The 17468-nt window shown below is 42.3% G+C and carries 7 protein-coding genes; all 7 read left to right on the top strand.

The window, feature by feature from the left end:
• Positions 1 to 130: 130 nt before the first annotated feature.
• Positions 131 to 2548 (top strand): ABC transporter permease, encoded by a 2418-nt coding sequence (locus tag SNE26_RS10775; RefSeq protein ID WP_321559362.1) that lies wholly within the window; start codon positions 131 to 133, stop codon positions 2546 to 2548.
• 100 nt (positions 2549 to 2648) lie between these two features.
• Positions 2649 to 5009 (top strand): ABC transporter permease, encoded by a 2361-nt coding sequence (locus tag SNE26_RS10770; RefSeq protein ID WP_321559361.1) that lies wholly within the window; start codon positions 2649 to 2651, stop codon positions 5007 to 5009.
• 79 nt (positions 5010 to 5088) lie between these two features.
• Positions 5089 to 7467, top strand: coding sequence for an ABC transporter permease (locus tag SNE26_RS10765; protein ID WP_321559360.1), 2379 nt, complete (start codon positions 5089 to 5091; stop codon positions 7465 to 7467).
• A gap of 90 nt (positions 7468 to 7557) precedes the next feature.
• Positions 7558 to 9924, top strand: a complete 2367-nt coding sequence (locus SNE26_RS10760; RefSeq protein WP_321559359.1) for an ABC transporter permease — start codon at positions 7558 to 7560, stop codon at positions 9922 to 9924.
• A gap of 123 nt (positions 9925 to 10047) precedes the next feature.
• A complete protein-coding gene (locus SNE26_RS10755; protein ID WP_321559358.1) occupies positions 10048 to 12429 on the top strand; it encodes an ABC transporter permease in 2382 nt (793 codons plus the stop codon).
• 96 nt (positions 12430 to 12525) lie between these two features.
• On the top strand, positions 12526 to 14922 hold the full coding sequence (locus tag SNE26_RS10750; protein ID WP_321559357.1) for an ABC transporter permease: 2397 nt from the start codon (positions 12526 to 12528) through the stop codon (positions 14920 to 14922).
• A 95-nt stretch (positions 14923 to 15017) separates the two neighbouring features.
• Positions 15018 to 17420 carry an ABC transporter permease gene (locus tag SNE26_RS10745; RefSeq protein ID WP_321559356.1) on the top strand — a complete coding sequence of 801 codons (2403 nt, stop codon included), beginning with the start codon at positions 15018 to 15020 and terminating at the stop codon, positions 17418 to 17420.
• The last annotated feature ends 48 nt before the right edge of the window (positions 17421 to 17468 follow it).

Genomic DNA, 17468 nt, shown 5'->3' with positions numbered 1-17468 from the left:
GTATCAATACCGTACACAAGGTGTTACACTTACGAACAGTTGATGATTTTTATCTGGTTTAAGTAGTTGATATTCAGTTGTCTGTGATTTTGGTATATGTTTTACACTGATATTAGAAAAACAGTACAGTATGCTGAAAAATTACTTCAAAATAGCCTGGCGAAATATCGTTCGTCATAAAGGCTATTCTGCTATAAATATTGCAGGTTTAACTGTTGGCTTAGCTGCCTGCTTACTCATTTTCGTGATCATCCAGTTCGAACTCAGTTTTGATACCTTCAATCCTAACTATAAAAATATCTATCGCGTAGTTACACAGGAGAAACACGAGTCGGAAACTACTACCAACCCTGGTGTAGCAGTTCCAGCCACAGATGCTTTGCGCCTTGATATCCCGCAGGCTAAAGTGGCTGCTTTAAACAGCAGTTATGGCAGCCAGATCACTGTGCCGGAAGTAGCCGGAAGCAACACAGGCGATAAAAAGTTTACCGAAAATATAGGCGTATTATTTATCCAGCCCCAGTTCTTTGATATTTTTAGCCATAAATGGCTGGCTGGCAACCCTTCGGTATTAGCCAACCCGGACATGGTTGTTTTAGATAAAAGCTCGGCTGTTAAATATTTTGGCGACTGGAAAGATGCTGTAGGCAAAACCCTTAAAATGGATAATGTGCTAACGCTAAAAGTATCGGGTATTGTTGAAGATGCCCCCGTGAACAGTGATTTTCCGTTTAAAATAATGGTTTCTTTTGATACCTGGAAACAGCATCCTAAAGATTACAATTACAGTGCCGAATGGGGCTCAACCAGCAGCAGTCACGAGGTGTTTGTGCTGTTTCCGGCCAGCATGTCAAAAAGCGCTATTGATGCCCAGTTAAAAGCATTTTCGGCTAAACACTTTAAAAAAGGATCGGCACAAACCACGCTGCTGCCTCAGCCGCTTGCTGATATGCATTTTGATACGCAGATAGGTAACCCGCTTGGTGATCACAGCACCAGCAGGGCTACGTTGCGCACCTTGTCGTTCATTGCGCTGCTCATCATTATCATGGCCTCTATCAACTTTATCAACCTGTCGACAGCGCAATCTGTCGGCCGGTCAAAAGAAGTAGGGATCCGTAAAGTATTGGGCAGTACACGTCCGCAATTGATCGTCCAGGTAATTGGCGAAACTACTATCATTGTCATTGCTTCGGCCTTAATAGCATTAGCTGTTGCCAGGCTGGCCATGCCCCAATTGAAAAATATAGCCAATGTGCCTGATAGCATCAGCTTGTTTACTACCGGCAGTTTATTGTTTTTGGCTGCAAGCACAGTAACTATAGTGTTATTGTCGGGCATTTATCCGGCGTTGGTGGTGTCTGGTTTTAAACCGGTACTTGCGCTTAAAAATAAAATAACGGCTGCTTCCATCGGTGGCATCCCGCTCCGTCGCGGATTGGTGATTGCCCAGTTTGCCATATCTCAATTACTTATTATCGGTACTATAGTAGCCGTAAATCAAATGGACTTTGTAAACAAAGCCGACCTCGGTTTTAACAAAAATGCTTTGCTCATCATTCCTGGTTATACTGATAGTTTAAGCCTCCGGAAAATGGAATCGTTTAAGCAACAGGCGTTACAAAATCCCAGGGTAAAATCGGTTAGCTTTTCTTCAGATGTACCATCGTCAGAAAATAACTGGGGTACTAATTTTGATTTTAATAATTCAACCAAAGATGTTGGCTTTAATACCTATCTCAAATTTGGAGATGCTGATTACTTCAAAACATATGGGCTAACGTTTGCTGCGGGCAAAGCTTATGACGTAGGCGATACCGCAAAACAGTATGTAGTTAACGAAACCTTTATACATAAATTGGGGATCCAAAAAGCCGATGATGCAATAGGAAAAACTATGCGTTTAGGCGGCGGCAAATGGCTGCAAATAGTTGGTGTTGTTAAGGATTTTAAAACCAATTCGCTTCGCGAAGCTATAAAGCCAATAGTAATATCACCGGCAAAGAAATTTGAAGGCCAGATAGGTATCAAAATTCAAACTTCAGATCTGAACAAAACCGTATCGCAACTGCAAAAGATGTGGGAAAATACCTATCCCGAGTATGCCTACAATGGCTATTTCCTTGACGAAAATATAGCTAAATTTTATGAGCAGGAAAACAAAATGGCATTGGTTTATAAGGTGTTTGCCGGGATAGCCATTTTTATATCATGCCTCGGCTTATATGGCCTGGTATCGTTCATGGCAGTTCAGCGCACTAAAGAAGTGGGAATCCGCAAAGTATTAGGCGCATCGGTAAGTAGCATTGTACTGCTGTTTTCAAAAGAGTTTATAGTGCTTATCGGCCTCTCTTTCCTGATAGCTATGCCGGCCGCATGGTATATTATGAACGGATGGCTGCAAAACTTTGTATACCGTATTTCAATGAGTGCCTGGATCTTTTTATTGGCGATAGTATCATCATTGGTAATAGCGTGGGTAACAGTAGGGTACAAGGCTGTTAAAGCAGCACTTGCCAATCCGGTTAAAAGCCTGAGATCTGAGTAATCATTAAGTCATTTGCTTCGCGTCATTAAGTCATTTTAAACGCTGGCAACAATAACTTAATGATCCAATGACACTACGTAAATGACTTAATGAAACAACCATGATAGGAAATTACATTAAAACCACTGTACGAGGCCTGATGAAAAACCGGGCTTACAGCGTTTTGAACATCGCCGGTCTGGCTATTGGTGTGGCCTGTGCATCTATGATATTTTTGTGGGTGCAGGACGAGCTTACGTTCAATAACAATTTTGTAAAGCGGGACAACCTGTACACGGTTCGTGAAAACCAAACCTATGATGGTAAAACCTCCACGTTTCGCGCTACCCCGGGCCCTATGGCAGCAGCGCTAAAGGTTGATATTCCAGGTGTTAAAAATGCCGCACGTATGGCCGGCTCAGATAATATCGTATTTGCGCTGGGCGATAAAGTAATTAACGAAGAAGGTTCCTATACCGATGCAGAGATCTTTCCGATGCTGAAACTGCCTTTTGTACAGGGTGATGAAGCTAATGTTTTTCGTGAACTGCGTTCGGTAGTGATTAGCACCACCATGGCTAAAAAGTTTTTTGGTGATGCCAACCCGATGGGCAAAACTTTAAAAATGAATAATGAGCAGAACTTTACGGTAACCGGCGTATTTACCGACCTGCCCAAAAACTCAACTTTTCAGATGCAATGGTTTGCCCCCTTAAAAAATATCGATCATATGCAACCCTGGATGCAGGATTGGGGTGCCAACTGGGCCCGTACCTATGTAGAGCTTGAACCAACTGCAGATGTTAAAGCGGTCAATAAAAAATTGGCTAACTATATCGGCACCAAGAAAAATGGCAACAAAACGGTTTCATTCCTTTTCGGTATGAATGATTGGAACCTGCGTGATAAATTTACCGATGGTAAAATGGATGGCGGGAGGATTGAATACGTTCGTTTGTTTGCCGCCATTGCTGTTATTATCCTCATCATAGCCTGTATCAATTTCATGAATCTGTCAACCGCCCGGTCCGAAAAACGTGCTAAGGAAGTTGGGGTGCGTAAGGTAATGGGGGCAGGTAAAGGCAAGCTTATCGCCCAGTTTATAGGCGAGGCTGTGATCATGGCATTTATAGCGGTAATTATAGCCGTGCTATTAGTGTATGGGGCTTTACCAACGTTTAATAACCTGGTGCAAAAAGAATTGGCTATTGACATATTGCAGCCATCGCATTTAATTTATTTACTGTTGATAGGATTGATTACCGGTTTGCTGGCAGGAAGCTATCCGGCGTTCTATCTGTCGTCATTTAACCCGATAGCGGTATTAAAGAATATTAAACTGCCGACAGCAGCCGGTGCGGGTTTCATCAGGCAAAGTTTGGTAGTGATCCAGTTTTCGGTATCTATTATATTGATTATTGGTACGGTAATTATATACCAGCAAATTCAGCATGTGAAAAACAGGGAGCTGGGTTATGAAAAAGACAATCTTGTTTACATCGATACCAAAGGCAAGCTGACCGATCATTTCGCAACGGTAAATAACGAGTTGAAACAAACCGGCGTAGTGGCCGATGCTTCATTGAGCGAGTATCCTGTTTTACAGATTTGGAGCAATACCGATAATTTTTCATGGGATGGTAAGGATGCTTCAAAAAATCCACTCATTACAATTGAAAATGTGAGCCCGCAGTTTGTATCAACCATGAACATGAAACTGGTTGCCGGTCGTGATTTTTATGCCAATGCTAAGCTCGACAGTAACAACGTGATCATTAACGAAGCCTTTGCCAAACAAATGGGTAAAGCAGGTCACGTGGGCGGTATTATCAGGGATGGCGGCACTAAACCTTACCAAATTGCCGGAATTATTAAAGATTTCCTTTATAATGATATGTATGTTGCCGGTGCGCCGCTTATGTTATTCAGCCGTCCGCAAAACAACAACATTTTAACTATCCGCTTTAAACGAGGCGTTAATTTAACGGAAGCATTAGCTAAAACAGCCGAGGTTTATAAACGTGCAAGCCCCGGCTATCCTTTCGAATACAAATTTATTGATGCCGATTTTAATGAGTTGTTTAAAACGGAGACACTTACAGGCAAGCTGGCGGGAGTGTTTGCATCGCTAGCCATTGTAATATCATGCCTTGGCTTATTTGGCTTAGCTGCCTATACTGCCGAGAGAAGGATCAAGGAAATAGGTATCCGCAAAGTGCTGGGCGCATCTGTTGCAGGTTTAACCGGTTTGTTATCCCGCGATTTTTTAAAGCTGGTTGCTGTTTCATGCCTGATAGCCTTCCCGGTTGCCTGGTATGCCACTAATAACTGGCTGCAAAATTATCAATACCGGGTAACCGTACAATGGTGGGTATTTGCAGCTGCCGGCATTGCTGCAATAGTTATAGCACTGGCAACTGTAAGTTTCCAGGCTGTTAAAGCGGCCTTGAGTAACCCGGTTAAAAGTTTGCGTTCGGAATAATTTCATTGAGTCATTTGCTTTGCGTCATTAAATCATTTGACGCGGTAGCCAATGACCCGATGACTTAATGATTTAGATTATGATAAAAAACTACATAAAAATTGCCTGGCGAAATTTGGTACGTAACAAGGCTTACGCAACCATCAGTGTTATTGGTTTGGCTTTGGGTATAGCCTGCGGTGTATTAATATTTACATTGATAAATTATCATCTGAGCTTTGATACATTTCATAAGGATAAGGACAGGATCTACCGATTCTATACTGAATTCCACGATCAGGGTGTAGACCGTGTAGGCGCCATACCACAACCCATGGCTAAAGGTTATCGTAATGACTTCGCTTTTAGCGAAAAAACAGCAAGATATATTAGTTTCAACAAAACGCTGATCACTATAACCAGGGGAAGCGAAGTTAAAAAGTTTGGTGAGGATGATGGGGTAGCTTTTGTTGAGCCGGATTATTTCAATATCCTGAATTTTCCTTTACTCAAGGGGGACAAGAAAACTATGCTTGTTAACCCCAATGAAGCTTTGGTTACCGAAAAAATTGCCAATAAATATTTTGGTAACGATAATCCGATAGGCAAAACTTTTAAGCTGGACAATAATATAACCGTTACTATAACGGGGGTACTGCAGGATTTGCCAAACAATACCGATCAAAAACAGCAGATCTTTATTTCGTATGCCAGCATGGAGGCCTACGGAGGCAAGGGCCGTGAAAATAACTGGGGAGGTGTTTACAGCGGTTGTCAGGGCTTTACCAGGTTAAAGCCAGGCGTAACCAAAGCGCAAGTTGAGACAGCTATGCTGCAACTGGTTAAAAAAAATTATACCGGCCGCGATTTGCAGGTTTGGCGCTTTAAATTACAGCCCATCGCCGAAATGCACTTTGACCGTGAACTTGGCGGATATGCCGATAAAAGTTATTTGTGGGCACTGTTTTTTATAGGAGTGTTCCTGATTATTACAGCATCTGTAAACTTTGTAAACCTGGCAACGGCGCAGGCTCTTAACCGCTCAAAAGAGGTGGGTATTCGTAAAGTGCTCGGTAGTCAGCCTTTTCAATTATTCTGGCAGTTTATTGCCGAAACAGCCATTATCAGCGTTATAGCGGTTGGTGTAGCAATTGGCTTGTCAGAAATTGCCTTGCCCGCATTGAATAATCTGTTCCGCGCGCGGATGACCTTTAGCTGGTCGCAATTGAGTGTTTTCATTGTTTTGATTACTATTATTGTAGTATTCCTTTCAGGCTCGTACCCAGGCCTGGTGCTGGCAAGGTTTCAGCCAATCAAAGCACTTAAAAGTAAGCTGTCGCAAAAAGATGTTGGCGGGTTTTCGTTACGCAGGGTATTGGTAGTTACCCAATTTACTATATCGCAGGTACTGATCATTGGTACCATTATCGTGGTATCGCAATTACACTACTCACAAACTGCGGATCTTGGTTTTAATAAAAATGCTATTGTGTTGGTGCCGCTTCCTCAAAATGATAAGATTAAAATGAGCACCATGCGCAACCGCATAACCGAAATTAAAGGTGTTGAAAATTTATCTTACTGCGCTAATGCACCTGCATCCCGTTCAAATAGCAATACCGGTATTCAATATGATAACCGTGCCGAAGATGAACATTGGAGCATCAATACCAAACAGGCCGACGAAAATTATCTTTCGACTTTTGGTATAAAGTTGGTTGCCGGCAGAAATTTCTTCAAGGGAGATTCAGTTAAAGAGCTTTTGGTGAATGAAACCTTTGTTAAAAAGCTGCGCCTTAAACCGCAGGATGTAATTGGAAAACAGATGGCAATTAATGGCCGTAATTATAAAGGTACCATTGTTGGCGTAATGAAAGATTTTTATAATTATTCTTTCCATTCAGAAATTTCGCCATTATGTGTAATGCCCAATTACCAGGACCTGGGTACCGTTGCCGTTAAAATAGATATGCGGAATGCTAAAGCTACATTAGCGCAGATTGATAAGATCTGGAACCAAACCTTCCCCGAAGAATTATATTCATATCAGTTCCTGGATGATACTATTAAGCGTTTTTACGAAATGGATAATATCCTGCTAACGTTGGTTGAAGCATTTGCAGGTATCGCGATCATCATCGGTTGCCTTGGTTTATATGGCCTGGTATCATTTATGGCAGTGCGTAAAACAAAAGAGATTGGGGTACGCAAGGTATTGGGAGCCAATATAAGCAGTATACTATGGCTATTTGGTAAGGAGTTTAGCATATTGCTGCTCATCGCTTTTGTAATAGCTGCTCCGCTGGCCTGGTGGGCAATGCACAATTATTTAAAAGATTTTCAATACCGGATCAGTATCGGCCCTCAGATATTTGTAATATCGATACTATCAAGCCTTATAATAGCGTGGATCACGGTAGGTTATCGGGCTACTATGGCTGCGTTGGCCAATCCGGTTAAGAGTTTGCGGTCTGAATAAATTGTCATTGAGTCAGCATGCTTCGCGTCATTAAGTCATTTTAACACGAAGCTAATGACTCAATGATTTAATGACTTAATGATATGGCATATGCTTAGAAATTATATCAAAATAGCCTGGCGAAACATCGTCAATAACAAGGCTTATACGGCAATCAATGTTTTAGGATTGGCAGCCGGGATGGCTGTCGCGTTGATGATAGCACTTTGGGTTGCTAATGAGTACTCGTACGACAAGTTTTTGCCAAATGCAGATAGGGTATACCAGGTGCGCCGTAATTTTAACAGTAATGGCGAAACGCTGACGTTCAGTTCAACATCATTAAAGCTGGCCGATGTGTTGCGCACCCTGCCCGAGTTTGAATATGTTGCATCTACCGACTGGGGTGGTACTCATGGATTGGTGGTTGGCGATAAAAAGCTATCGATAGACGGCGTGCAGGCGGGAAGTGATTTTTTGAAAATGTTTGAATACGACTTGTTACAGGGGAGCCGGACATCCGCTTTGAGCGATCCCTATTCAATTGTATTAACAAAAGCTACTGCTATCGCTTTGTTCGGCACCGAAAATGTGATTAATAAAGTAGTAAAGGTTGATAACTCCTATAACTTAAAAGTTACCGGCGTAATACAAGATGTACCATTAAACTCATCGCTGCAGTTTAAATATATTATACCGTTCAGCCTTTCAGAACAACAACCCTACATGAGAGGAGCCCATGACAGTTTTGGTAATAATGGCTTTGAACTTTTTGCCAAATTAAAACCCGGTGTAACCTATGCGCGGCTTGCTCCAAAGATCATACATATTGAAAAAGGCGAGAAGAACGTAAACGCCGAAAATTCAGACGTGATCATGCAGCCTATGGCCGACTGGCATTTGTATTCTGACTATAAGAATGGTATAGCCAGTGCCGGTTTTATTGACTATGTACGAATTTTTAGTATTGTTGGTATACTTGTATTACTGATAGCCTGCATTAATTTTATTAACCTTACAACAGCCCGCTCCGAAAAGCGCGCACGTGAAGTAGGTATCCGCAAGGCCATTGGCTCTCAGCGTAAGCATCTCATTTTTCAGTTCCTCATAGAGTCGGCGTTGATTACCTTTATATCTTTTATTTGCTCGGTACTTTTTGTGCAGATAGCCCTTGGGCCGTTCAATGCACTTACCGGTACTACCATCGCTATACCATTTAACAGCATAACTTTTTGGCTGATAACGATGGGGTGCGTATTGTTTACGGCTTTAGTCGCCGGGAGCAGGCCCGCGTTTTATCTTTCTTCATTTAACCCTGTTAAGGTTTTAAAGGGCACTATCCAGGTTGGCCGCTCGGCATCATATTCACGAAAAATATTGGTTGTGATGCAGTTTAGCTGCTCCATTGCGTTGATTATTAGTACAGTTGTTATTTACAAACAGATCCAATACGCTAAAAATCGTCCAAGCGGGTATGATATCAACAGACTGTTAGCTACCAACGCTAATGACGATCTTGGCAAGCACTTTTCCGCATTCAAAAACGAGTTATTGCAAAGCGGGATAATAGAAAGTATCTCCACGGCATCGAGCGCTATTACCGATATAAACATGCATAACAACCTTGATCAATGGACTGGGAAAATGGCAGGTGAAACGGTTGAAATGGGTGTGATAGCCATAGCTGACGATTATTTTAAAACTGCCGGCATGAAAATGCTTGCCGGCCGCGATTTTAAAAATGTAGCTTCCGATACCTCAAATGTTGTTTTTAATCAGGCTGCTGTTAAACGCCTCCGCCTTAAGGGAGACCCGATTAGCCAGGTGCTCATTTACGATGGCAAGCCGGTTAAGGTAAATGGCGTAGTTAAAGATGCATTGATGCTATCGCCATTTGCACAGGCCGACCCAACTATGTTTGTGTATAACAATGCTCCGCATCAAAACATGATCTACCGCCTGTCACCTAAAATAAATCCCCATGATGCCATTGATAAGATAGGGCAGGTGTTTTCAAAATATAGCCCCGCTTACCCCTATACCTATCGTTTTGTGGATGATGATTATAACCGAAAGTTTGGTCAGGAAGTATTGGTAGGTAAACTGGCGGGCATATTTGCAGCGTTGGCAATTTTTATTTCATGCCTCGGGTTGTTTGGCCTGGCTGCGTACATCGCGGAGCAGCGTACCAAAGAGATCGGCGTACGTAAAGTATTAGGTGCAACCGTTAGCCAATTGTGGTTTTTATTGTCGAAGGATTTTGTGCTGCTGGTGCTTGTAAGTTGTGTAATAGCCTCGCCGTTAGCATTCTACTTTTTGCAAGGCTGGTTGCAAAAATATGATTACCGGGTAACGGTTGGCCCTGGTGTATTTATTATATCGGCCTTAGCGGCTATTGTGATTACGTTGGTAACCATTAGCTTCCAGGCAATTAAAGCGGCAATTGCCAACCCGGTTAAAAGTTTACGTTCAGAATAAATGATCATTGAGTCATTTGCTTCGCGCCATTTGGTCATTGGTATCTGAGAAGGATCAAAAAATGGCTCAGCGATAAATGATATAAGTAAGTGACTTAATGACCGAATGACATAAAGAAATAATGTGATCAGAAACTACATTAAAATCGCCCTTCGGAACCTTTGGAGGAACCGGGGTTTTTCGTTTATCAATATTACAGGATTATCCATTGGTATAACAGCCTGTTTTTTCATTTTTATGTATGTAGCCTTTGAGTTGAGCTATGATAAATTCCATACAAAGGCCGATAGGATCTATCGCTTGGTGACCGATATTAAAACTCCAAGCGAAACCATTAATACCAATATCACCTCATGGGCTTTTGCTCCTAACATTAAGGCCGACCTGCCCGAGGTAGAAGCTTTTGTACGTACCAGCGGCGGCAGTTTTTTGGTGCGCAAGGGCGATGTAAAGTTCCAGGAAGAGAACTCCATGTTTGCTGACTCAACATTTTTTAAAGTTTTTGATTTTAAGCTTTTGAAAGGTGATCCTAAGACCGCGCTTACTGCTCCTGCTACCATAGTATTTACGGAGTCGACTGCAAAAAAGTATTTTGGCAATGCCGATCCGATTGGTAAAACCGTTTTGATTTCCGGAGATGCTATTCCGGCCACGGTTACCGGTGTTATGAAAGATTTCCCCGGGAACTCCCAGATCAAGGCGGATATGCTGATTTCTATGACATCGTTAACCCAGAAGTTTAATAAAGGAATAGATGGTCAATGGGGCAATTTCGGCGCAACCACCTATCTGTTGTTAAAGCCGGGCACAAGCCAGAAAGCTTTTGAAGCAAAAATGCCTGCCTTTTTGCAAAACCGCGATGGCGATGGCATGAAGAAAAGCCAGATGTTTTATACCCTTACACTCGAGCCATTAAAATCTACCTACCTCTATTCAAAAAGAGGCGGCCAGGAAGTTGGCAGCATCAGCAATGTGTATATATTCGGCATTGTGGCTGTTTTTATTTTGCTGATAGCCTGCATCAACTTTGTTAACCTTACCACTGCCCGATCGGTTGAACGCGCCAAAGAAGTAGGGATCCGTAAAGTTGTGGGCGCCGAAAGAGGTCAGCTAGCAGGTCAGTTCATCGGCGAATCGGTAGTGCTATGTATCATTGCATTTCTGCTTACACTGGCGCTGGTTGCTTTATTGCTGCCTACGTTTAACCAACTGGCCGGTAAAACTATTAGTACAGGGGTTTTTTCTAACTGGTATTATGTCCTTATCCTTTTTGCAGCTTCAGTATGTATCGGGTTCCTTGCAGGGTTATACCCCGCAGTGGTACTGTCATCCTTTAAACCTGTTGTTGTTTTAAAGGGCCGGTTTTCGGGCAGTAAAAAGGGCGGAGCTTTACGTAAAACTCTTGTTATTGCACAATTCAGTATTTCTATTGCGCTTATCATTGGCACCATTGTGGTTTACAATCAAATGAGCTTTATGCAAAACCGGGACCTTGGTTTTAATAAAGACCAAATGGTAGTACTTGATACTAATGATGATCCTGCTAAGGATGCTTTGAAAAATGCCATCGGTTCAATTCCTGGTGTTGTTTCAACAGCCTCAGCTTCAAGTATCCCCGGCGGTGGCAACAATGGAGCTTATTCCGAGATAGAGAACAAAAAAGGTGATTTGCAAATCGCCAATCTCGATCTCTATTTTGTTGATTACGACTATGTAAACCAGTTTAAGATCAAAATGGTTGCCGGTCGCTCTTTCTCCCGCGAGTTTAGTACAGATACCGCCCAGGCCATGCTGATCAACGAGGCTGCTGTTAAACTGTTTGGTTACAGTTCGCCAAAAGAAGCCATCGGCCGCCGTTTTAAACAATGGGGCCGCGAAGGCAAAATAGTAGGGGTAATGAAGGATTTTCACTTCCGGTCGTTACAGGAAGTGATTAAACCTCTTACCATGCGTATCGAATTACGCAATCTCTCCCTGATCACTGTAAAAGTATCACCTAAAAATCTGAATAGCACATTGGCGCAGATAGAGGGTAAATGGAAACAATTTATCCCTAACAGACCATACAACTATTATTTTTTAGACCAATTTTTTGACAGGCAGTACCGTGCCGAGCAGCGCTTTGGTAAGTTGTTTTTCAATTTTGCCATCCTGGCCATATTTATTTCATGCTTAGGCTTGCTTGGCCTGGCCTCGTACAGCACACTGCAGCGCACCCGCGAAATAGGGATCCGCAAAGTACTTGGTGCATCGGTACCAGGTATAGTGAACCTGCTATCGTTAGATTTTTTAAAGCTGATATTGATATCCTGCATAATTGCTATGCCGGTAGGCTGGTATTTTATGCATCAGTGGCTAAAGGATTTTGCATACCGTATTGATATCCAATGGTGGGTATTTGTACTGGCCGGCATCCTGGCCATTTTAGTGGCTATAGCTACCATTAGTTTCCAGGCAATAAAAGCAGCGATAAGTAACCCGGTTAAAAGTTTAAGAAGCGAATAATTGGCCATTGAGTCGTTTGTTTCGCACCATTAAGTCATTGATAAAATAGCAAAGTAAAAATGACTTAATGCACCACTGACATAATGAAATAAAGATATGATAAGGAACTACTTCAAAACCGCCTGGCGGAATATCTGGAAAAGCAAGGTTTTTTCGGCTATTAACATTTTTGGGTTGGCTGTAGGTATGGCGGCCTGTATCGTGATAGTGCTGTTTGTTTATTATGAAAAAAGCTTTGATGCGTTGCATACTAAAAATATTTATCGTTTAAACGAGGTGCAAAAATTTGAGGGCATGGGCGCGTCGCAAAAAGTGGCCTTATCCATGTTCCCGATGGGGCCGAGCCTTAAGGCCGACTTTCCGGAGGTGAAAAACTTTACACGGGTGCGCTGGCAGCAAAAGTTTCCGCTTAATTACGGGCTTAAGCGGGTGTACATGCCCCAGGTGTTTTTTGTCGATTCGGTTTTTCTGAAAATGTTTGATTTTAAGCTGCTAAGGGGCGATAGGGAAACCGCGCTGTTAAAACCACGCAGTATTTTATTAACCGAAGATGCCGCTAAACGAATGTTTGGCGGTGAGGACCCGATGGGTAAAACCGTTACAAACTACGGGCAAGACACGATAACTTATTCGGTTACCGGCATCTTAGCCAATGTGCCTAAAAATTCACAATTGCAGTTTGATTGCCTGTTTTCGTTTAGCAGTATTTATAAACCATGGATGTTTACCAATTGGGGCGGCAACTGGTTAAATACTTATTTGGAATTGGCACCGGGTACTAATATCTCGGCACTTGAAAAGAAATTTCCAGCTTATCTTCAAAAATATAAAGGGAAAGACGGTCCTAAAAATTACGAATTATTCCTGCTATCCCTAAAAGATGTTCACGCTAATTCAGCCGATATAGGGTTGGACTATATAAATTATCAAAAATTTGATAAGCACATTACCAACTTGTTTACAGTTATCGGCATCATTGTTTTGGTGATAGCCTGTATCAATTTTATCAATCTTTCAACCGCACGGTCATCAGAACGGGCCAAGGAAGTTGGCGTACGCAAGTCTATCGGTGCAGGTCGTTTTCAACTGGCCATGCAGTTTTTGGGCGAAACCATTTTATTGTCTTTAATAGCCCTGGTATTTGCCTGTATTTTGGTAAGCCTTGCTATTCCTTTTGTCAATAGTTTAAGTCAGCGTGATATCAGTTTGCCGCTACATGATAACAAGATGCTTATAGGAGTGGTATTTATTAGCACCGTGCTTGTAGGCATTATATCGGGCATATATCCTGCGCTTTTCCTGTCGTCATTTCAGCCGGTTAAGGTGTTGAAGGGGGCTTTGGCTTCAGCAGGAGGTAATAAGGTGCCCTTGAGGAATATTTTAGTTGTAGGCCAGTTTACCAGTGCGGTAATTTTGATGATAGCCACAGTGCTGGTTATCAAACAGCTTAAGTTTATGCAGCAAAAAGACCCCGGCTTTAACCGCGATCAGATTGTGAATGTTCCTTTAGGCCTCATCCCGCAAAATAAATATGATCTGTTTAAGCAGGAATTGCTTTCCAATACATTGGTGCAAGGGGTAACAGCATCGCAGGACATTTTAGGGAGCCACCTTGATCAAACCGGGATTTCCTTTAAACTGGGCGATTCGCCATTGCGCCAGCTTACTTCAACCTTGCTGGTTGTTGATAATAATTATCTCGATCTGTATAAGATCAAGCTGCTTATGGGTAAAAACTTTTCTACCGATACCTCGGCTGTCTGGAAGCAGTACATCATCAATGAAGCGCTGGCGAAGGAATTGCTGAAAGATCATAAAGGGAAAAATATGGAATCCTTATTAGGCCAAAGGTTTGGTTTTGATTCTTTAGGGAGGATCACCGGGATAGCCAAAGATTTCAATTTCAACTCCCTTCATTACAAAATAGAGACACTATTCCTGGTAAATGGAAAAGGATTCGGCCAGATGTCGGTTAAGATCAATGGAGGCAGGGCTAAGCAGGCTGTGGCGTTTATCCAGTCAACCTGGATGAAGCAGTTTCCCGGTGTCCCTTTTGAATACCAGTTTCTTGATGATCACTTTAACGAGGTTTACGGTGTTGATAACCAGGTAAGCACGGTAGTAAGTATTTTAGCCGGACTAATCATCATTATATCCTGTTTGGGGCTATTTGGCCTCGCATCGTACTCGGCCGAGAAACGGATCAAGGAGATTGGTGTGCGCAAGGTGCTTGGCGCATCGGTACAAAATATTGTAATGCTGCTTTCGGGGCATTTTGTAAAACTGGTGCTGATTGCCAATGTCATCGCATGGCCTATCGCGTTTTATGCCATGAGCAAGTGGCTGCAGGATTTTGCGTATCGTATTGATATCAGCTGGTGGGTATTCGGTTTGGCAGGTTTTACCTCGCTGGTTATCGCTTTTGCGACAGTTAGCTTTCAGGCTATTAAAGCTGCTGTAGCTAACCCGGTTAAAAGTTTGAGGAGCGAGTAACCTCACCCAAACCCTCTCCAAAGGAGAGGGCTTTAAAAAGATCAACGTAAAAAAATATAGCAATTCCTCCCCTTTGGGGAGGTTAGGAGGGGTTTATGATAAAAAACTATATAAAAACAGCGTGGCGTAATGTTGTAATTAATAAGGTTACGTCGTTAATAAGTATTTCGGGTTTGGCAGTAGGGATAGGCTGCTTTATATTGTTAGGTACTTATTTATTGAATGAATTACGGTATGACAGGTTTAATGTTAACGCTAACCGCATTGTTCGTGTGGTTTATAATTATAAATCGTCGGATGATGCTGCGGCAAAATCAACATCATTAACTCCAACTGCTCCGGTGCCTGTATTTAAACAGCAATTGCAGGAAATTGAGGACGGCGTGCGGGTTTACTGGTATAATAACCCGGTGCAATACCAGGATAAGCTGTTTAATGAGAAACGGTTCTTATTAGCTGATGAACCTTTTTTCAAGATCTTTAGTTTTAAGTTTTTGCAGGGTAACGCTGCTACCGCACTTAAAGATCCATCTGCCCTGGTCATTACCGCTTCTACAGCAAAAAAATACTTTGGCAGTGAAGATGCTTTAGGTAAAGTTTTGAAGGTTAATAACAAGCAAAACATGATGGTTACCGGCGTGGTAGAAGATGTGCCTGAGTACTCGCAAATTAAGTTTGACATGATAGGTTCATATGCTATCAGCGAACACTCCAAAACACGTAAATGGGATTCGGCCAATGATTATTCCTATTTGTTGTTAAAACCGGGTGTTAATGCAGCATCGGTTCAGCAAAAGATGAATACTTATGTAGCCGGGATGTTTAAAGATGATTTCAGGCAGGGCCATAAAATGTGGTTCACGCTTGAACCATTGATCGATGTTCACCTGAAATCGGTGGCTACGTATCCGCTTACACCGTCGGGCAATATCAAATACATCTATATTTTGGGTGCGGTAGCGATTATATTATTATTGCTTGCCTGCGTCAATTTTCTTAACCTGGTTACAGCCAAAGCTATTGAACGCGGACATGAAATAGGGGTAAGAAAAGTAATGGGCGCCGCACGCACCCAGCTTTTTACCCAGTTTATCATTGAATCGGCTATGATTACGTTGGTGTCGTTACTTGGCGGTTTATTTTTGGCCAATGTAAGTTTTAAATGGTTCAGCGATTTTTCGGGGCAACAATTAAGTTTCCAAACCTGGAATGTTTCATGGCTGGCCATGGCTATGGTAACCTTATTTATAGCGGTTACTTTTTTAGCTGGCACCTATCCATCTTTATACTTGTCATCATTTAATCCCATTGTTACCTTAAAAGGAAAGCTGACAAATACTTCGGGTGGTAAAACCTTACGCAGGTCGCTGGTGATATTTCAGTTTGTGGTATCCGTGTTCTTCATGATCTGTACGGTTATAGCTGGCAGTCAGTTGCAATACATCCAACATTTGAATATTGGTATTAACAGATCGCAGGTTATGGTACTTGATATTGGTGGTAAATCACTAAAGGATATCCATTCATTTAATAATGAGGTAATACAACTGCCAGGCGTAATTAATGCAACTGCCTCGTATGATTCACCTGTAGATGTTCACGGCGGTTATAGTATTAATCGGGCCGATGGCAAGAATAGCGATTACAATCTTTCAGTAACTGCCCTGCCGGTTGAGCGGAACTTTTTAAAGACCCTTGGTATTAAACTGGTACAAGGTATTGATTTTACGGATGCTGATGAGCAACGATCAACCTTTGCCGATGCAAACCAGCGCACATATGGCTTTATTATTAACGAAAAAGCTGCCAACGCATTGGGTTGGAAAGCTAATGAAGCTGTTGGCAAGCATATCGGCCTTAACGGTCGAATGGGTGAAATAAGGGGTGTTGTGCAAAATTTTAACTTTGCTTCCCTGCACCAGGAAATTACGCCTATTGTAATGTTTACCGAAGATTATTTTGGTAAGATCCTCATCAAAACTTCGGGAAATAATATCGCCCAAACCATATCGGCAGTAAAAGAAAAATGGAGCGCCTTTAACCCGGCCACGCCGTTTGAATATCATTTCCTCGACCAGGAATTTGATGATATGTATAAATCCGAGCAACGTACCGGTTCGATACTGACTGCGTTCACACTGGTTACTATATTCATATCCTGCCTTGGTTTGTTTGGGCTGGCAGTATTCGCTACCAAACAAAGGATAAAAGAAGTTGGGGTACGCAAAGTTTTAGGTGCAAGCGTTTTCAGTATAGTGAAACTTGTTTCGGGCGATTTCCTGAAATTGGTGATCGTATCGGTTATCATCGCTTCGCCGATAGCATGGTACGCTATGCACCGTTGGCTGCAGGATTTTGCTTATAAGATCAGTATTCAGTTATGGGTATTCATTGCTGCAGGTGCCGTAGCTATATTTATCGCTTTTGTTACCGTGAGTGTACAGTCGCTTAAAGCAGCACTCGCTAACCCGGTGAAGAGTTTGAGGTCCGGTGATTAGTGGTTGGAGATTAGAGATTTGTCGGAAATATAAAAGGTTAGTGGTTTG

Origin of the sequence: Mucilaginibacter sp. cycad4, from assembly GCF_034263275.1 — a bacterium.
Taxonomy (GTDB): Bacteria; Bacteroidota; Bacteroidia; order Sphingobacteriales; family Sphingobacteriaceae; genus Mucilaginibacter.
This window is presented reverse-complemented; position numbering and strand designations above follow the sequence as displayed.